Source organism: Methylovirgula sp. 4M-Z18, from assembly GCF_037890675.1.
Classification (GTDB): Bacteria; Pseudomonadota; Alphaproteobacteria; order Rhizobiales; family Beijerinckiaceae; genus 4M-Z18.
This window is the reverse complement of the sequence record NZ_CP149575.1, coordinates 26512-43262: the sequence shown is the minus strand read 5'-3', so window position 1 is coordinate 43262 and position 16751 is coordinate 26512. Positions and strand designations below refer to the sequence as shown.

Genomic DNA, 16751 nt, shown 5'->3' with positions numbered 1-16751 from the left:
GAGAATCCCACTTCCGCGAATCAGTGTCAAGAGTCTTCGGCACCGTTTTGGTGAGCAATTTTCTTTTGCCTAATTGAAGGCAGAGAGAATGACTGAAATTGCAACTACGCCCTTTGGGCGGAGGTCAGTGACGTTTGCCCAAATTCAGGTGCAAGCGACCGTTAAGGCCGCACGGGCGCGCGTCGAGCGAAACGGATCGGAATCCAATGCGCCCAACGTGGTGAACAAGTGGGTCTTGCTCCAGACCCTAAATGAAATCCGCCCGACTTTGGGCATATCTGACCGTGCTCTCGGGGTTTTGAGCGCGCTCTTGTCGTTTCACCCCGAGGCCGGGCTCACGATCGCGCCGGCGGTCCGGACGCAAGATGATCCGTGCCTGGCGGACGCGCACCCAGACCTGGTCGTTTTTCCGTCCAACCGCGCTCTGTGCCTGCGCGCCAACGGCATGTCCGAGCCAACCTTGCGGCGTCACCTGGCCGCGCTTGTGGAGGCCAGGCTCATCATCCGCAGGGACAGCTCGAACGGGAAGCGCTATGTCCGGCGGGCAGGGGAGGAGGCCATCACCCAGGCGTTTGGATTGGATCTATCGCCGCTCATTGTCAGATATCCGGAGTTTCAAGATCGGCAAGAACAATTGCGGCGAGAGCGGCAACAGATTTCCATGTTGAAAGAGCGGATCGTTTTGTTGCGACGCGATGTTTCGAAACGGATTTCCTACGCGATCGACGCGGAATTGACCGGGCCGTGGGGCGATTTGCGGCAGGCATTTGTCTCGCTTTTAACACCCGTTCGGCGACTACATGGAATGGAAGCGTTTAAAGCGCTTAATACCCAATTGGAGACACTGCGAGCAGAAGTCGCTAACGCTTTGGAAGATGCGTGTAATTTCGAAAATATAAGCGGCAATGACGCTCAGAATGAGCGGCACAATACAGAATCAAAACCAGATAATAATCCTGATTCTGAACCTGCTTTCCAGAAAGCAAGGGGCGAGACCGAGGCCAACGGGGAAGGGCAGGGGGCTCCAACAGCGACGCACTTGCCGTTGCAAGTGGTTCTCGACGCTTGTCGCGACGTCGAGGAACATCATTTGGGCGATGGTAAGATCACCACCTGGCCCACATTCATCAAAACGGCCGCCGCAATTCGACCCGGCATAGGTATTAGCGCGGACGCGTGGAGAGCGGCTGTCGAGGCGATGGGCGAGGCAAAGGCAGCGGTCGCCGTCGCGTTCATCCTGCAGCGTTCGGAATACTCGTCCGAGGTGCGGAAGCATGTGTCCGCGGAAACCGGGAAGCTCACGATGTCGGTCAACGGCTCTCCTGCGATTAGGTCGCCGGGTGGATATTTACGTGCTCTGACCGAAAAGGGGAGGGCAGGGGAGTTTCCTTTGTGGCCGGCGATTCTCGCCCATCTCAGCCAACGCATGAAGCTGCAGAAGGGTTAGATGGAACATGTTAAAAGCAGCAGTTTTTGCCCCTCCCAGCGTTCGCGTTGCCCCGCACAATCTCGAAGCGGAGCAGGCGTTGTTGGGCGCGATTCTGGTCAACAATGACGCATTCGACCGTGTCTCGGATTTTTTGCTTCCCGAGCATTTTCAAGAAACGCGACACAGCAAGATTTACGAAATTTGCGCTTCGCTCATTCGCTCCGGCAAGCTCGCGTCGACCGTGACCGTCAAGACATTCTTGAATGATCTGGAATGGGGCGACGTCAATCCGGCAAAATATCTCGCGCGTCTCGCTTCGGAAGCCACCTCGATCATCAATGTCGGTGACAACGCGCGCGCCATTTATGATCTCGCCGTCCGTCGGCAACTCATCCGCATCGGCGAAGACATCGTCAACACAGCCTATTATGCGCCGGTCGATCTCTCGCCGCGTACCCAGATCGAGGAAACCGAACGCAATCTGTATCAAGTGGCGGAAAGCGGTCGGGCCGACGGCGGATTCCAATCCTTCGGCAATGCTCTGAACATCGCCATGGATAATTCGACGCCTTCTTGGAGTTTGGCGACATCGCCCGACGTCGGCATCCTGCTTGACGCCCAAAATGCGTGGCGCGCGGTCGGCCCATCGGCGTATATGGGCATATGAAGCTCGCACCCTTACCACCCCTACCCGGCACTGCTCCCCGCGGAACATGGAGAATGGGGACGGCCGATCGCGACGAAGCCGACGGCCGGCTTGCGACCTTTGCCATTGTTACGCGTCCCAATCCGACATCGCTCCGTTTGCTCGGCACAGGTTTCTATCTTCAGCCCAAAGGTGGGTTCGCAACCGCTGCGCACGTCGCGCTGGAAGCGCAGGAGCTGATCTCGGCGCAGCCACACTCCGTCGGCATCAGTCACACGCTGCCGGATGGGCGTACCAAATTCCTTCCTATCTGGAAATTTTTCATCCACCCCACGGCAGATGTTGCCTTCGGCGTTCCGCGCTTCGAATTCGTCGACGACAAGACCGGTGAAGCCTATCGCGCCAAGGTCCTCGCGCTGACCAGAACTTCGCCTGATCCGGGCGCGAAGATAAGCACTTGGTCATATCCGCTTCACCGCGTGCTGGAGGACGAGGCGAAAGGCCAGGTCTTGCAGTTGCAGCCTGACTTCTACGACGGAACCCTACTGGAGTTCATCGCTGAGCGCGGCCCGTCGGTGAAGCTGAAGCCCCCGTATTATCTAACCGACATTCATCTTCATGGCGGATCGAGTGGCGGTCCGGTGTTCAATTTTGACGGAGAGGTGTTCGGCGTGGCGTCCTGCAGCTACGACGGCGCAGAAGATATCGCCTTCGTCACGCCCGCCAGCGCGCTCCTCGAAATTCCAGTCCCCGAGATCATCAACGACGATGGAGGGGAGCGACGTTCGGTCACCCTTGCCGAACTTGCAGCGCGCGGCCAAATTATTGCGCGCTGACCCGCCTTCATATCCTCGCAGGCGCAGCGGAGCACCGCGTGTCTTCGCGCGGCTGATGGAGCGAACACGCCGTTAGGCTTGTGGCAAGAGGGCGACGGAAGCCGTTAGGGCCGAAACCGCCGTTCGGCGTGTTCGCTTCACGACGGCGCAGGCGTCGCTCACAAGCCGTCGGACTGGGGCATGTGTGCCTTCAGCGGGCTTTCGATCCCCATCTGATCATAAAACCGGTTGAGGAGCGCTACTGCGGTCCGGACCGACCAGGCGGCGCAGGCAGCGCCGAGCAACTGGTGCGGGAAGAAATTGGCGTTGGATGGAACAAATGACGGTCTTTCGAGACGAAGCTGTTTCAAACTCTTGAAGAACTTTTGCCAGTCCATCTCCTCCCCCCATTTCGATTTATAGTGGATCAGCTCGTTACGGAGTTTCACGAGAACGATCATATCCTGCTACGGTTGCTCGCCCTCAGGCAGAGGCTGCTTATGGAGAAGGTGCAAAATCACTTTGTATCGCGTGAGCGCGTCCTGATAGTCGATGAACTCTGCAAGCGGCCTTAGGAAGTCGCGGGCTTGCACGTCGACGTGACCAAGACCGAGATGATGGCCGGGACCATGTATTGTCAACTCAGCGCTCTCTGCCTCCACGGCTGCCGCGCTCTGCATGATGGCCGCCGTCACAAGCCCTCGATGCTCGGTGCGTACCGGCTCATCTGGATTCTCAGCGCTTGTCCGTTCTATTTGTCCACGGCGTCGAGCAAAAATGGCGCTTGTGCACAAATACTGAGCCGTAAAGCTATATCGGACATCTACTGCGGCTGTAGCTGTCGCTCGGCCTGTTGCGGTCGCTTTCAAAGTTACTGTCACCACTTCTAGCCACCTTTTTGGAAGTGCGGCGGCCTCGCTGTCAACCGTGCCACGTTGTCAGGTTGGCGGGAGGCCTTCGGCGTCCCACCCGTATAAGTCCTTCCCACGGATGAATCCATGCGGCGTGTCATAAGCACTTGCGATGATTTCGCTGTCGTCGCCATCGAAGCTGCCGATTTGCAGTTCAAGGCGGTCTTTCTCAAATTGTGCGGCGTTGGAGATTGTCTCGAACCCATAATACTCGGAAAGCATTTTAAGATTTCGTGAGCAGCGTCGCCAGAAAACTTGTCTCGGAAGAATGAAGGGAACAAACCGAATTTGCCCCGCGTTATCAATGGTCTTTCGTGAATGCGGGAGTCCAAACGCCACACAATTTGAGGAAGACCCTGATTAAATGGAAAGCGACAGTCCACTCGTCCATGTCGCCCCCGCGTTGCAAAGCTCGCGCGCTTCCTACATCTTCGATGTATCCGGCATCAGCGCCGGAAAAGCGAGGTGGCGCATGATCCTGTGTCTGATGCCTTCCCTCCTGCAGCCTCCGTACTCGGCCTCCGGGCCGTAGTGTCGCGCCAACCAGGGACCATAGGTTGGTCCCGTTTCGACGGGCGCAGGTACTTCGCCCTCCTTCATAGGATCTTGCTTCGGGCGTAATAACGTGCAAGCGACAAAATCGGCGCCTCCTGGATGGGAGTGAGAAGTGTGATAAAATATGTTATTATAAATCAATGAGATAAACAATTATTTCTGCTCATATATGCATGAAATGTCAATGAAAAAACTTGCAAAATGCGCCGCCTTTCCGTATATTGACATCATGACGAAACTACAGGAACTCAAGAAGCATCTGCGGCCCGGCCAGGTCTATCGGCGCGAAGACCTCGCGCGGCGGTCGAATGCCGTCGATCGGCATCTCCGGCAGTTGCTGGATGAGGGCACGCTCACCAAGCTGGCGGGCGGGCTCTACGCTTATCCGAAACAGACAGTGTTCGGGAAAGCGCCGGCGGCGGATGACAAGTTAGTCAGGAGCTTCCTTAAGGACGACCGGTTTCTACTCGCCTCGCCCAACGCCTATAACGGGCTCGGTGTCGGCACTACGCAGCTGTACGACAAGACCGTCGTCTATAATCACAAGCGCCATGGCGAGTTCGCGCTCGGCGGACGCCTGTTTGAATTTCGCGCGAAGCCTTCCTTTCCGACGACGCTGAGCAAGGAGTTTCTGCTGGTCGATCTCGTCAACAATCTCGACCGCCTTGCCGAAAGCAAGGAAGAGGTGCTGGCGCGCGTTAGGGAACGTGCCGCGTCGTATGATGCGTCCCGCTTGCAGCGCGCCGCGCGCGACTACGGCAGCGTGCGGACGAAGAAGTTCTTTTCTCAGGCGCTCAAAGCGCCAATGGAGCCGCATGCCGCCTGAGTATCTTCACAACCATCCGCAATTTGCTGATCTGCTGCGGATAGTCGCGCAGGAAAAATCCATCGATCCTGCCTTGGTCGAAAAAGACTACTGGATCATGCACTGCCTTTACGGCCTGCAAAAACTCGGCATGAAATTCGAGTTGAAAGGCGGAACCTCACTGTCCAAGGGCTTTCACATCATCGACCGGTTTTCGGAAGATATCGATATTCGCATCGAGCCGCCCGCGGACCGAGATGTGAAAACCAAACGCAATCAAACCAAACCCGCACATATCAAAAGCCGCCAGGATTTTTACGACTGGCTCGCGCAAACGATCCGCATCGAGGGCATCGTTGAGGTCAAGCGCGACACGGCGTTCGACAACGCGACCTTTTTCAGCGGCGGCATTCGGTTGTTTTACAAAAGCTCCAACAAACCGGTCGTGGGCCTCAAGGATGGCATATTATTGGAAGTCGGCTTCGACGACGTGACACCGAATATCGCGACAGACATCAGCTCGTGGGCGTACGACGACGCGGTTCGGAAAGTGGACATCATCGACAACCGCCCGAAAGCCGTGGCCTGCTACGATCCCGGCTACACACTGGTCGAGAAACTGCAGACGATTTCGACAAAATTCCGCAAGCAGCAGGAAAGCGGCGAATTTCCCTCCAATTTTATGCGTCACTATTACGACGTCTACAGCTTGCTAAAGCGCCCTGAGGTTCAGGCTTTCATCGGCACGAACGCCTATGGGGTTCATAAGGCGAAGCGATTCCGTACGGCGGACAATCCGGATATAACCGCAAACCAGGCCTTTATTCTTCACGATCTGCCAACGCGCGAGACCTACAAAACCGCCTACGCGCAAACGAGCGCGCTTTATTACAAAACCAAACCCACCTTCGAGCAAATCCTCGCCGAGATCGGGCGCTGGGCGGCACGACTGTAGCAGCACGTCGCAAAAATCCTAGCAATTCGGCCGGCATGCGATGAACGTGAGTTTTTTCACTCGCCACACCGACCTACTGCGCGCAGGCGGCGGCGGGCTCTCGGTAAAGTTGCTCGAAAGCCTTCGCGAGACCCGCTCGATTTGGCACCCAATCCTCTTCGAAGAGGATTCGACTGTCGGGGGGGAGCACAAAATCCGGACGCGCAACGCGTATGAGGAGATAGCAAATTGCGTAGACGGAAATGATCGTGAAAAACGTATGCATCACCGCCTCGTGGTTATAGACGGGACCGTTGCTTTCCCATAGCGCACCGTCGCTTGAGTTGGGGCGCGAGTGTGTGAAATTGCATAATTGCTGAAACGTATTGTCCGGAAACTCTCCGTCCGCGAGAAGCCACTTGCTTTGTTCGCTCCGAAGCAATCCATGCATACGCCTCCGAAAGCGCGTGAAGCCGAGTTCCGATCCGCTCATTTTCCAAACAACATAATCGGAATCGTCGGGCTTTAAATTTCCATAGGCCCCGATCATGGTCAGTTCGAGCACGACCCGAAGCTCCGCCATTGCTGCGCGGTAGTAGCCGTGCAGGAAAAGGAAGTTCGCACATTGTAACGCGTCGCCCGCATCCAGCATGCGGTCGAACAGTTCGTCCGCCTTTTCGGGATCGCCCGTGGCGGTGATCCAATCCCCCCAAAGGCTGTAAAGCAATTCAAGCCGATGACCGTTGTGATCTGAAATGCGAATTGCACAGTCGTCCGGCAGATGCGTGATGCCGGCCCACGTTTCCTCGCCGACTAGATGTGTCGGCGCGATGTCCTGCCCTTCGCTAATTGCGAATTCGTGCGGTTCAAGCTTGTGGCGAACGGCACGAAAGTCAGACAGGGGCAATTTCTTGCTCATTACTCCCCCTCGCTATTTGAGCGCCTTACGGAGCTATCATAATCAGCTGACCAGAACACGCGCCTAACCTAAAATCTAAAATTCACCGCCGTCCACTCTCCCGTTGGGCTTTCGTAGGGGAGAATATAAATCTCCGAGAGCAGCCATTGTGGCACCGCGATGAATTGAAAAAACGATCGCAGTTCAGAGCCTTCTCCTAAGCCAGCAGGTAAACCAAACTGCGCCGCGATCATGACAGCGCAAGCGCTGATTGCCTCGAAGACTCGGAGCAACGTCGCCCGCTCGAATGTGCTTTCACGATCGTGCTTCACGGCATTATAGGCATCATACCATTCGAGTTCTTGGGTAGGCTTGCCCGAGCTGCCCCAACCGGCAAAAGGTTTGAACGGCGGAAGCCACGGATAATTTGGAAATGCCACCGCGTAGTCGCCGAGTTTCATGGCACCATTGAGTTTGACATAGTCGAAGGTCTTTAGGCGATCTCCTATTTGCGCGGCACCATTGGCGATCAGCACGCCTCGCCAGTGTGTTTCAACTTCTGTGCAGGCTAGTATCAGGAGGTTCCGAATATCATGGCCGAAAGTTTCCAACGCCTTATCTTTGGGATGCACCGTCTGGCAGATACGGTCTAGCTGACGCGTCAGCGCGGACAACTGCCCACGCGCAATCGCCACAATATTCAGCTCGATTTGGGCGCTTCGATTCCACCCCAGACCGTCATGCGGATGCTCGTCGACGGGGCGCGAAATCCGCGGGTAAAATTGGCCCGGTCCAAGATTGGTTTTATGAAAAGGCCATTCAACATTCGAGCCGAAGTAGCCGGACGCCTGCCGGTAAATCGCATCTCGAATCGTTTCGCCGGTCTCGGCCTTAAAATATGTGCCGATTCCCTGTTTGGGATCACCGACCCCTACACGATAAGCCTCATTATCGTCGATCCACCATACTTGCAGCGGAGAGCCTTGAACAATACGCAGATGGTAGCTCATGTATCCCCCGCGCCTGTTGCTTGCCACTTAATTGATGGGGTGGCCCCCCTCGACGGCATCGAGTGCAAACGTGGTAGGTGTTAAACCGCTACAACTGAGGAGGTCTCCGCAACGGGAATTAACACGATCGTGTTCGACTTGGCAAAGAATGTTTTTTATGCGCATGGGTCGGATGCTGCCTACTAACGGCAGCAGCAAAAAAATCGGCGGCGCCGAACGCGTGGATCCACAATGCAATCGACTCCGAACTCATCCCGATTATGCGGTTCGCGCATGTCTTGAGCAGAGACATCGATATGGTCAACAATGCAATCGAGCTATGCTGGAGCAACGGACAGGCCGAAGGTCAGATCAACCGCCTCAAGACTCTTAAGCGGGCTATGTACGGCAGGGCAGGTCCAGAACCACTGAGGACACGAATGCTGCCGCCGCGCCACAAAATGTGAGGAAGAGCCTGATTAAATGGAAAGTGACAGCAGGCTCGCGCGCGCCTCGCTCAGCGTCCTCTCGTTCAAATCCAGTCAGTCCAGGATTGGGCGAGACAAAGCGCCGTACCCGACACTTGCCTCGGTATAGAACACCGGTGGCGGTTTGCTTCGCAGCTTACCGCGCACACGGTTCGCCGGGCGAGCCTGGAGCAACCGGAGACGGAAACTAGCGGTTATCAGCAGCAACGGTGCGATCCGGTTTGTCAAGCATAGCGGCGTCGAGGAGAACATTCGTAAGTTAAGGCAGGGGCGGGATCCCCTCAACCGACCGGAGTTCCGAGCGATTTTGCGCCCGCGCCCGACGTCTAGAAGATGACGGTTCTTTTGCTCAGGGCCTTCACCGGACAGACCAGGATCAATATGTTGTACGTTGTATCGAAGGCCTCCGCGATGCATTCATGCGCTTGGCCATTGCGATCAGTGATGGAAACAGTAGTCGGCCGGGTCATGCGCTTACCTACCGGCAGCGCACGCCCCAGAGAATCATCGAGCGTGATCGCCTGTTCTGTGGGTTGACCGAATTGCTGCCGGAATAGAGGGGAGGTTTCAATTCTGCGCACATCCGCACGCGCGCCGACCCCTTCGCAAAAGACGATGGGATCGAGGACATATACCGCGCAGGGCCGATGATTGGTCCGCGCATATTCACGGCACGATGCGTAAATTGATGCGCCAAATTCTTTTGCCAGCTTCATCGGTGTCTTGATACCAAACGGATGATCCGCAGCCATCGTACGGAAGCCGTCTCCCTGAAAGAGGACGAATCTGGCAAAGTTGTTGGCTTCGCGTTCGAACAGATCGGAGATATCCGGGGCGAGGGTCTTTTCACAGTCTTGGAAAAAGCGGAAGAGCTTTCGATGCGTGGGAAGCTCGTGATGTCCGGCCTCATGCAGCTTCAGAAAGTTCTGCTTCGATTCATGCACCGTGTGGTCAATATGGATTAGAGATTCATCGGCGTCTAAAATGCCGAAGGTCTTGGAGATTGCCGATTTGATGGCCCGTGCCACACGCTCGGTCTTGCCAATCAGATAGTCCATGATCCTGCGGGGATCGAAGGCACTGGCGGGGGCAACTTTGAGCTTGGCGGCCTCAAGAATAATCGGGATCGGGGTGGGCAGGATGCCCCAGCCGGAAGCGCGGTCCAGGGCACGCCGCGCAGCTGAATGCACGGCGTGCAACTGCTCGGGGTCGAGACTGCTATCGTCCGCTTTGGCCACCAGTTTTCTTCCTGCTGCTTCGTAGATAGCCTAGGAATTTGACGAGTTCGGCCTCTTCCTCGGCGGTCAAATTGTGGTCGGCGAAAGTCGCGACCCGGCCATGTCGCCGCTCTGCGCCGGCACGCGACCGTGTTGGTACGACGAAGCCGGCACGTTCCATCAAGTTTTCGTAACTCACTCCGTACGCCTCCGCGAGCGCGTGCAGAACGTTTGGGCTCGGCTTTTTTATAAGATCGTTCTCGATCTGGCTTAAATAGGCATTCGATACCACCTTGTTGGTCGCTCTCTCGACGTCACGTTGCGAAAGCTCGCGGTCCTCACGTATCGAGGTAAGATATTGTCCCAGCGTGAGTCCGACGTCTGCCGCCACGCTTTTTCTGGCCATCGCTGTTCTCCTTCAAAGTGATTGATCCAGCTAAACATTTTAGGCATTCTTGCAAAGAATGTCAATCATGCCAAGAATGTGCTTGACATTCTTTGCATGTCGCAATATCTAATCACTCGAGGGCCGGCAAAGGGCCGGAGCCAAACGAAAGGGTGCTTTCGATGGAAAATGTAATAACGGGTGGCGCAAGCCACAATACCCAGCCCCAGGCGTCCCGTGGCGCGGGTTTGGATGGGCAGTTCTTTACCCTGGTGAATGGCACGAAGGTGTCTTTCAAGGATCCGACACCGAAAGGGGATCACATCCTTGACAAGGCAGGCGCTAAGCCGGCGGGCGATTATGTGCTCATCCAGCTTCTTCGCCACGGCAGCCGGTCGGTCGGCCTCGACGAGACGGTGGACCTTCGCATGGAGGGCACCGAAGAGTTTCGTGCGTTCAAAGGCGACCGCATCTTCCGCTTCACCCTCAATGGGCACAGTTACGAATGGGGCGTCAACGCCATTCCCGAGCCGGAACTGCGCCTCCTCTGCCATGTTCATAGCGACGAGGCGCTGGTGGTGGAACGCGACGGCACGGACATCGATCTTGGCCCGAACGATGTGCTGGACCTTGACAAGGCCGGCACGGAGCATCTGTACACCGAAAAGCGGCTTATCACCGTCTTCTTCGAAAACGACCCGCGCGAAATTCCTCGTGGCACCTACTCGACCCAGCAGCTCAAGCAGCTGTTCGCGGTTCAGGAGGGGTACGTTCTCGAATACATCAACAACGAGGGTCACCTCATGCCGCTGAAGCCGGAAGGGAAGCTCCGGGTGAAGGACGGCATGAAGTTCTTCGAGCAGGTGCCGTGCGGGGGCTCTTCGTGAGCGACGCCGCCAACAACTTTGCCAGTATCGCAGCGATGCATCCGGAGGCCGTTCTACTGAAGGAGGGCGGCCAGCCGGTGATCCTGTTGCCGGCCTTTCGCTTTATGGCCGGCGACCAGCCCCATGTGATGGACCTTCTTTTAGTGCCCTTCGCACATTCCGGCTATATCACGCGGCTGTTCTTCGAACGTAAGATCGAAGACCGAGGCGCAAACTGGAACCAACATCGCGTGGTTGAGCGCAACTGGTGGGCGCCGTCCTGGAACCATGTGCCCGAGGCCATGCCATGGACCAAGATGCTGAGCGCGCATTTGAGGGCGGTGACATGAACATTCGCTTCAAGATTACAAGCACAATACTGAGCGAAATCCGAACCGATCTTCGCCGGCCGCATACCTATGCGCATGAGCGCGTCGGCTTCATCGCAGCGGGCCTTTCGGCTGCACGCGACGAGCTTCTTATTCTTGCCCGCGAATATCGCCCGCTGCAGGACGACGAATATCTGAACGATCCGAGCGTCGGTGCCATGATGAGCGCGGGCGCCATACGCCGTGCGCGCCAATGGGCGATGGATGAGCGCAACGCGATATTCCATGTTCATTCGCATGGTGGCCGCGGCGTGCCGGTATTTAGCGGCATCGACATCCGTGAGAACGCGAAGTTTGTGCCGAATTTCGTGTCGGTCGCGCCCTATGCTGTGCATGGCGCGATCGTGTTGAGCGACACCGCTGCGTTTGGCCAAGTATGGCTCGGGCGCGCATCCGCTCATCCATTCATTGCCCGTTTCGCTGAAATTGGCATGCCTCTTCGCCAGTGGAGCGCCACATGAGCCGCCTTGAGCGACAGAGCTTTCTTGGAGCCGACAGCGACGCCATTCTCGATGCCGCCACTATCGGCATTGTTGGACTTGGCGGCGGTGGCTCGCACATGGTGCAGCAGGCGGCGCATATGGGAATAGGCGGGTATATCAACGCCGATCCCGACGTTATTGAAGATACAAACACGAACCGGCTGATCGGTGGCACGCTCGCCGACGTTGCGGTCAATTTGCCCAAGGTCGCGATTGCCGAACGTTTGATTCGCGGGCTTCAGCCGAATGCCCGGATCATGTCAATTAACGACGACTGGCATAACGCCGTCGAAGATCTTAAGCTTTGCGACGTCATTTTGGGAGCCGTCGATGGATTCAAGGAACGCGAGCAGCTTGAGCGATTCGCGCGCAGGCATTTGATTCCTTACGTCGATGTCGGGATGGATGTTCATGATCTTGGCGAGTACGGTTTTCTAGTCAGCGGCCAGGTGATCTTGTCCATGCCGGGCGCACCTTGCATGCGGTGCTGCGGTTTCATCACCGACGAGCGGCTGGAGCAGGAAGCCAAGCGTTATGGCGCGGCCGGCTCGCGTCCGCAGGTCATATGGTCAAACGGTGTCCTCGCATCTACCGCCGTTGGCCTGCTGGCACAGATTTTGACGCCCTGGTATCCAAATCCGCCTGGCTTCGTCTTCCTCGACTACGATGGTAACAAGGGAACGCTAGCGCGAAATCCGCGCATGGAACTGCTGAAGAACCATGTCTGTCCGCATCATCCGGCCGACGAGACCGGCGATCCGCTCTTCGACATTCGCAAGCAGCAGTTTGCCGCGCGGCCGGTTGCAGCCGCTGCGCCACCTCCATCCTGGTGGCGTCGAATCTGGAACCAGCTGCGGAGGGGCGGGCACTGATGATGGCAGCGGAGGGCGCATTGCCAACGCGTCACCGGCAACATTCGTCCATACCCAAATATCTGAGTCGAATGGGTTATTCCGGTATGTGGACGAACAAAAAAATCGGGATTGAGAATTCGTCCGCTCACCCGTACGGTGACGCGCCCGATCAACTCCCATGCCTTGCGAGTAACATGACCCGAGATACCAATAAAAATGGCATCGAAGCCGATTTCCTGCAACTCGCCAGGGTTGCCCTGACCGGCAGGCATCAAGACGTGCATCTCATATTGCGTCGTGCCGCCAAGCGCTACCATCCTTTGGTGCCGCATCTCGCTGATGCGCTCACGGCGCTCCTGCATGAATCGCCGTCATCGGCTTCGCCGCTGCGGAAGCAGGCGGAAGTGCCGATGCCGGTCGATTTGGACTCCCGGATGCACCTTATGCGCGTCGAGGCGGAACCCGTGCTTGACCACGAGCCGGTATTCTCGTCGGATCTCGCCGCATCCTTGACACAAATCGTTGAGGAACGCAGTAACGTGCAGGCATTGAGCCGGGCCGGTCTTGATCCCACGCGTACCGGTCTCTTCCTCGGGCCGCCCGGGGTAGGCAAGACCATGGCGGCGCGATGGCTCGCGCGTGAGCTCAAGCGACCGCTTCTTATTCTCGATCTTGCGGCGGTGATGAGCAGCCTGTTGGGCCGCACCGGCAGCAATCTTCGCTATGTTTTGGAGTATGCTAAGAAAATTGACTGTGTTCTGCTGCTTGACGAACTGGACGCTATCGCCAAACGCCGCGACGATCACGGCGAGATCGGCGAGTTGAAGCGCCTCGTGACCGTGCTCATCCAGCAAATTGACGATTGGCCATCATCGGGCATCTTGCTAGCGGCCACCAACCACCCGGACCTTCTTGATCCTGCCATCTGGCGCCGTTTCGAGCTGCACATCGCATTTCCGCTGCCGAACCAACACGCCATCGAGCGTTTTATTGAAGATCAGCTTCGGCCCTATTTTCCGGCTATCTCGGATTGGAGTCGCTTATTGGCTGTCGCCTTCGCAGGGTATTCGTTTAGCGATATCGAGCGCGAGCTATCGGCGGCCCGCCGCGCTGCGGTGTTGGGGCATTCGCCTCTTGAAGAGCGCCTTGCCGGACTGCTGACCCATACATCGATCCCGAAAACCCGTCGCATTCACTTGGCGGCGGCGATTGTCAACCAAGGGCTTTTTTCACAACGCAAAGCGCGTGAACTGACCGGAATCTCGCGTGACGCGATCCGCACGCGCGCAGCAAGAAAGAAAACGAAACCTAAGGGCCGGAGCGCGAAAGAGACCTCATGACGAAGCGCAATTTTCTGCTCGGCAAGGGCGAACGCCTTGTCGAGGATGTCGCCGGGGTCCGTGGTGGCGCCCCCAAAAGCCATCCATACACTTTCGCCCAGGCCCGCGACCGTATCGCCCCTATGCTAATGCGCGCGGTGAGGGGTATTGACCAACTGCCCGAAGAGGCTTGTCCGAACGACCGCGCAGTCGCGACCGTCACCCTTAATCCCGAGTATATCGCCAAGTCGTATTTCCCCGAACGGCTTTTCCAGACTCTTGGGCTTGAGCCTGTCGGCAGCCGTCCGCGCCGCATTAAGCCTGAGAAGCGCTCCAAGGGGCGCGAACCGGAAGAAACGATAACGACAGAATTGTTCATTATGGGCCCGCGCTCGGCCTTCCGCGCGTGGCGCTCGTCACTACCGGGCTGGCAGGAGGAGGCGGCCGGCGCCAAAGATCTGCCGACCATCGAGGAGGTGGCAGCGCCGACCATACGCGACAAGATCAAGGGCCAGTTGCCCAAGAAGGGGGATGTTGTTTTCGAAGCTGTCCTTCACAGCGATGGCGGCATGGGAGCAAATGGCGTTACAACGCAGTTCAGGAACTATCTCAATACAATGGGTATCGATCAGCCCCTCGATCGTCGCTTCGCCGCTGGTGGGTTGTGCTTTGTCGAGCTTGAAGCGCCGGCTGAATTAGCTGGTCGTATCGCAATGTTTACGCCGGTCCGCGCGCTTCGGCAAATGCCGGCGCTGCGCATTTTGCGCCCCAGCTTCCGTTCGTCGCGTGTGCCCATGGAAGCATTGCAATTGCCGATCGAGGGACCGCTTGATCCGAGCATCCGGGTCGCCATCTTTGACGGCGGCATTCCGCACGGGCACCCAATGACCAAATGGGTTAAGCCGATTGAACCGCCGGGAATTGGACATGCGCACGACGAATTCCAGAAACACGGCGTAGGCGTTAGCTCAGCCTTCCTGTTTGGCCATATCGACCCTTCCAAAGAGCTCAGACAGCCCTACGCGCCAGTCGATCATTACCGTGTGCTGGACACTATGCCAGGCCAAGACCCGCACGAACTCTACGAAGTGCTTGACCGTATCGACCGGGTGCTTGTGGGGAAAAAAAAATATCAGTTTATCAATCTGAGCATCGGTCCGTATCCTCCCGTCGAAGATGACGACGTGCACGCTTGGACGGCCGTTATCGATGACCGCCTGTCGCGCGGCCAGACGCTTGCAACCATTGCCGTCGGCAACAACGGCCATCTTTCCGCCGAAGACGGGCTGAACCGCATTCAGGTCCCGGCAGATTGCGTCAACGCTCTTGCCGTTGGGGCTTGCGATAATCACGAGGGGCCCTGGCAGCGCTGCACGTATAGTTCCGTCGGTCCGGGCCGCAGCCCGGGCGTGGTTAAGCCCGACTTCGTGGAATTTGGTGGTTGCTTGCAGCGCCCGTTCATCGTTGTTCACGATGGCAAAGCTTTTGGTCTGGAGGCCACTGAAGGCACGTCGTTCTCTGCTCCGTCTGTGCTCCGGTTGGGGGCCGGCTTGCGTGCGCATTTCGGGGATACCTTAAGCATGCTGGCGATCCGTGCTCTTCTGGTTCATACGACCGAAGCGAGTGACCACCCCTGTGAAGAGGTCGGGCGTGGCCGCGTCGCACGGTCAGTCGAAGATATCGTTCTCTGCGGCGACGATACTGTGCGCGTCGTTTATCAAGGTACTATCGCGCCGTCGCGCTACATCCGTGCGCCAATTCCGCTTCCATCCGAAATCATCCCAGGCAAGGTCGCAATCACCGCGACGCTTTGCTATCCAACTGGCGTTGACCCGCATCATCCGGGCAACTACACCCGAGCAGGTCTTGAGCCGACATTCCGGCCACACGATCGAAAGCGCAAAGATTCCAAACAGGTGCACGCCGATAGCAAAAGCTTCTTTGGCAAGACACAAAACGGCTTGATGGAAGACGAACTACGCCGCGATGCGTGGAAGTGGGAGAACTGCTTGCATACGCGAGTGTCGTTTATGGGCAAGACGCTGCGCAATCCCGTCCTCGACATTCACTACAATGCCCGCCAGGGCGGACGTGACTTCGCGCCCAAGGAAGAATTGTCCTATGCGCTCGTGGTCAGCGTGCATGCAAAGAACCTGGGCGACCTTTATGACCAGGTCGTAAGAAAATACGCGCAACAACTCGAGGCCCTGCGTCCGGTTATTGAGATACCTGTCACGACCTAAGCCAGCCACGGGTCGCGGCGATCTTGGTGGGCGGATCGTGCCCCGCTTCGCGTGTGCCGGTTAATCGACGACTCGAACGTTTGCGAGCGAGAAGTCCTCTACCCCAGATACCTAGAAGTAAGTGTCCGGTGAACGGTCCTGCGCCAATTTCACGTTGGCATATACCGGCGCTATTCGTCTGTCATTGCGACATAATTGCAATAAGGTCGATGATATCCCATTCTTCACTATCATTTTTGCCCGGCTTGCGGAGACGTGTCGCGGCATCTTCGATTATTTTTCTCCGTGTCGGGATACGTTTAAATATGAGAATCTTCCGCTCTCGGGCGGTTCTGGCCATCTTATTTGAGAAACTGGAAAGCGGTTCGATGACATGGCAAAAAAATGCCGGTTCATCATCGACCGCCAGGGCAGGCACATTCTCACTTTTGATGGCTATTCGGCGGAGATTTCGAAAGCAAACGTTGAGAGATCGAATTCTCAAATAAAATGTATATTCTCAAATTGCTGCTGTTCACCAAGCCAC

General features: G+C 56.9%; 17 protein-coding genes and 2 pseudogenes. 12 read left to right on the top strand and 7 right to left on the bottom strand.

The features are described 5' to 3' along the window. Nucleotides 1–88 precede the first annotated feature (88 nt). The 3 genes and pseudogenes from repC (at nucleotide 89) to V9T28_RS22620 (ending at nucleotide 2911) form a co-directional block, all read left to right on the top strand. Nucleotides 89–1447, top strand: a complete 1359-nt coding sequence (repC, locus tag V9T28_RS22630; RefSeq protein WP_116401973.1) for a plasmid replication protein RepC — start codon at nucleotides 89–91, stop codon at nucleotides 1445–1447. A 7-nt stretch (nucleotides 1448–1454) separates the two neighbouring features. Beyond that, a pseudogene (locus V9T28_RS22625) lies at nucleotides 1455–2006 on the top strand (DnaB-like helicase N-terminal domain-containing protein); the annotation flags it as partial. A 143-nt stretch (nucleotides 2007–2149) separates the two neighbouring features. Continuing rightward, nucleotides 2150–2911, top strand: a complete 762-nt coding sequence (locus V9T28_RS22620) for a S1 family peptidase (protein ID WP_158554860.1) — start codon at nucleotides 2150–2152, stop codon at nucleotides 2909–2911. Between the two features lie 158 nt (nucleotides 2912–3069). Here the strand turns inward: V9T28_RS22620 and V9T28_RS22615 are convergent, their stop codons facing one another. Both V9T28_RS22615 and V9T28_RS22610 read right to left on the bottom strand, forming a co-directional pair. After that, a complete protein-coding gene (locus tag V9T28_RS22615) occupies nucleotides 3070–3339 on the bottom strand; it encodes a hypothetical protein (RefSeq protein ID WP_147306482.1) in 270 nt (89 codons plus the stop codon). Nucleotides 3340–3828: 489 nt separating this feature from the next. After that, a complete protein-coding gene (locus V9T28_RS22610; RefSeq protein WP_116401978.1) occupies nucleotides 3829–4023 on the bottom strand; it encodes a hypothetical protein in 195 nt (64 codons plus the stop codon). Between the two features lie 562 nt (nucleotides 4024–4585). Here V9T28_RS22610 and V9T28_RS22605 point away from each other — a divergent pair. Both V9T28_RS22605 and V9T28_RS22600 read left to right on the top strand, forming a co-directional pair. Further along, nucleotides 4586–5182, top strand: coding sequence for a hypothetical protein (locus tag V9T28_RS22605; RefSeq protein ID WP_116402098.1), 597 nt, complete (start codon nucleotides 4586–4588; stop codon nucleotides 5180–5182). Then, nucleotides 5172–6116, top strand: coding sequence for a nucleotidyl transferase AbiEii/AbiGii toxin family protein (locus V9T28_RS22600; protein WP_116401979.1), 945 nt, complete (start codon nucleotides 5172–5174; stop codon nucleotides 6114–6116). Before V9T28_RS22605 ends, V9T28_RS22600 begins: the two co-directional genes overlap by 11 nt. A 73-nt stretch (nucleotides 6117–6189) precedes the next feature. Here V9T28_RS22600 and V9T28_RS22595 read toward each other — a convergent pair whose 3' ends face one another. Then, nucleotides 6190–7014: a hypothetical protein gene (locus V9T28_RS22595; RefSeq protein WP_116401980.1), complete on the bottom strand. Its 825-nt coding sequence runs from the start codon at nucleotides 7012–7014 to the stop codon at nucleotides 6190–6192. A 68-nt stretch (nucleotides 7015–7082) separates the two neighbouring features. Next, nucleotides 7083–8003: a hypothetical protein gene (locus tag V9T28_RS22590; protein WP_116401981.1), complete on the bottom strand. Its 921-nt coding sequence runs from the start codon at nucleotides 8001–8003 to the stop codon at nucleotides 7083–7085. 212 nt (nucleotides 8004–8215) lie between these two features. On the opposite strand from V9T28_RS22590, the pseudogene V9T28_RS22585 reads away from it, so the two are divergent. Continuing rightward, nucleotides 8216–8449 (top strand): annotated as a pseudogene (locus tag V9T28_RS22585) (transposase); the annotation flags it as partial. A 347-nt stretch (nucleotides 8450–8796) separates the two neighbouring features. Here V9T28_RS22585 and V9T28_RS22580 read toward each other — a convergent pair. Together V9T28_RS22580 and V9T28_RS22575 are read right to left on the bottom strand one after the other, a co-directional pair. Further along, on the bottom strand, nucleotides 8797–9708 hold the full coding sequence (locus tag V9T28_RS22580; RefSeq protein WP_116401982.1) for an ImmA/IrrE family metallo-endopeptidase: 912 nt from the start codon (nucleotides 9706–9708) through the stop codon (nucleotides 8797–8799). Then, nucleotides 9689–10093 carry a helix-turn-helix domain-containing protein gene (locus V9T28_RS22575; RefSeq protein WP_116401983.1) on the bottom strand — a complete coding sequence of 135 codons (405 nt, stop codon included), beginning with the start codon at nucleotides 10091–10093 and terminating at the stop codon, nucleotides 9689–9691. The genes V9T28_RS22580 and V9T28_RS22575 overlap by 20 nt, the downstream gene beginning before the upstream one ends. 161 nt (nucleotides 10094–10254) lie before the next feature. Here V9T28_RS22575 and V9T28_RS22570 point away from each other — a divergent pair, with 161 nt between their 5' ends. The 6 genes from V9T28_RS22570 (at nucleotide 10255) to V9T28_RS22545 (ending at nucleotide 16225) form a co-directional block, all read left to right on the top strand. Further along, nucleotides 10255–10959 (top strand): multiubiquitin domain-containing protein, encoded by a 705-nt coding sequence (locus V9T28_RS22570; protein WP_116401984.1) that lies wholly within the window; start codon nucleotides 10255–10257, stop codon nucleotides 10957–10959. Then, on the top strand, nucleotides 10956–11288 hold the full coding sequence (locus V9T28_RS22565) for a hypothetical protein (RefSeq protein ID WP_116402099.1): 333 nt from the start codon (nucleotides 10956–10958) through the stop codon (nucleotides 11286–11288). The genes V9T28_RS22570 and V9T28_RS22565 overlap by 4 nt, the downstream gene beginning before the upstream one ends. Continuing rightward, nucleotides 11207–11788 carry a hypothetical protein gene (locus V9T28_RS22560; protein WP_245424187.1) on the top strand — a complete coding sequence of 194 codons (582 nt, stop codon included), beginning with the start codon at nucleotides 11207–11209 and terminating at the stop codon, nucleotides 11786–11788. The genes V9T28_RS22565 and V9T28_RS22560 overlap by 82 nt, the downstream gene beginning before the upstream one ends. Then, the gene (locus V9T28_RS22555) at nucleotides 11785–12681 is read left to right on the top strand and encodes a HesA/MoeB/ThiF family protein (RefSeq protein WP_116401986.1); all 897 of its coding nucleotides are present in this window, start codon (nucleotides 11785–11787) and stop codon (nucleotides 12679–12681) included. The genes V9T28_RS22560 and V9T28_RS22555 overlap by 4 nt, the downstream gene beginning before the upstream one ends. Nucleotides 12682–12857: 176 nt before the next feature. Beyond that, nucleotides 12858–14003: an AAA family ATPase gene (locus V9T28_RS22550; protein ID WP_116401987.1), complete on the top strand. Its 1146-nt coding sequence runs from the start codon at nucleotides 12858–12860 to the stop codon at nucleotides 14001–14003. Continuing rightward, nucleotides 14000–16225, top strand: a complete 2226-nt coding sequence (locus V9T28_RS22545; protein ID WP_116401988.1) for a S8 family peptidase — start codon at nucleotides 14000–14002, stop codon at nucleotides 16223–16225. The genes V9T28_RS22550 and V9T28_RS22545 overlap by 4 nt, the downstream gene beginning before the upstream one ends. A gap of 181 nt (nucleotides 16226–16406) precedes the next feature. Here the strand turns inward: V9T28_RS22545 and V9T28_RS22540 are convergent, their stop codons facing one another. Further along, nucleotides 16407–16643: a hypothetical protein gene (locus tag V9T28_RS22540; protein ID WP_116401989.1), complete on the bottom strand. Its 237-nt coding sequence runs from the start codon at nucleotides 16641–16643 to the stop codon at nucleotides 16407–16409. Between the last annotated feature and the right edge of the window lie 108 nt (nucleotides 16644–16751).

Bases quoted from the DNA above. Each gene is read 5' to 3' on its own strand.
- repC (WP_116401973.1), top strand. From the start codon at position 89: ATGACTGAAATTGCAACTACGCCCTTTGGGCGGAGGTCAGTGACGTTT.
- V9T28_RS22620 (WP_158554860.1), top strand. From the start codon at position 2,150: ATGGGGACGGCCGATCGCGACGAAGCCGACGGCCGGCTTGCGACCTTT.
- V9T28_RS22610 (WP_116401978.1), bottom strand. From the start codon at position 4,023: ATGCTTTCCGAGTATTATGGGTTCGAGACAATCTCCAACGCCGCACAA.
- V9T28_RS22605 (WP_116402098.1), top strand. From the start codon at position 4,586: ATGACGAAACTACAGGAACTCAAGAAGCATCTGCGGCCCGGCCAGGTC.
- V9T28_RS22600 (WP_116401979.1), top strand. From the start codon at position 5,172: ATGCCGCCTGAGTATCTTCACAACCATCCGCAATTTGCTGATCTGCTG.
- V9T28_RS22595 (WP_116401980.1), bottom strand. From the start codon at position 7,014: ATGAGCAAGAAATTGCCCCTGTCTGACTTTCGTGCCGTTCGCCACAAG.
- V9T28_RS22590 (WP_116401981.1), bottom strand. From the start codon at position 8,003: ATGAGCTACCATCTGCGTATTGTTCAAGGCTCTCCGCTGCAAGTATGG.
- V9T28_RS22575 (WP_116401983.1), bottom strand. From the start codon at position 10,093: ATGGCCAGAAAAAGCGTGGCGGCAGACGTCGGACTCACGCTGGGACAA.
- V9T28_RS22570 (WP_116401984.1), top strand. From the start codon at position 10,255: ATGGAAAATGTAATAACGGGTGGCGCAAGCCACAATACCCAGCCCCAG.
- V9T28_RS22555 (WP_116401986.1), top strand. From the start codon at position 11,785: ATGAGCCGCCTTGAGCGACAGAGCTTTCTTGGAGCCGACAGCGACGCC.
- V9T28_RS22550 (WP_116401987.1), top strand. From the start codon at position 12,858: ATGACCCGAGATACCAATAAAAATGGCATCGAAGCCGATTTCCTGCAA.
- V9T28_RS22545 (WP_116401988.1), top strand. From the start codon at position 14,000: ATGACGAAGCGCAATTTTCTGCTCGGCAAGGGCGAACGCCTTGTCGAG.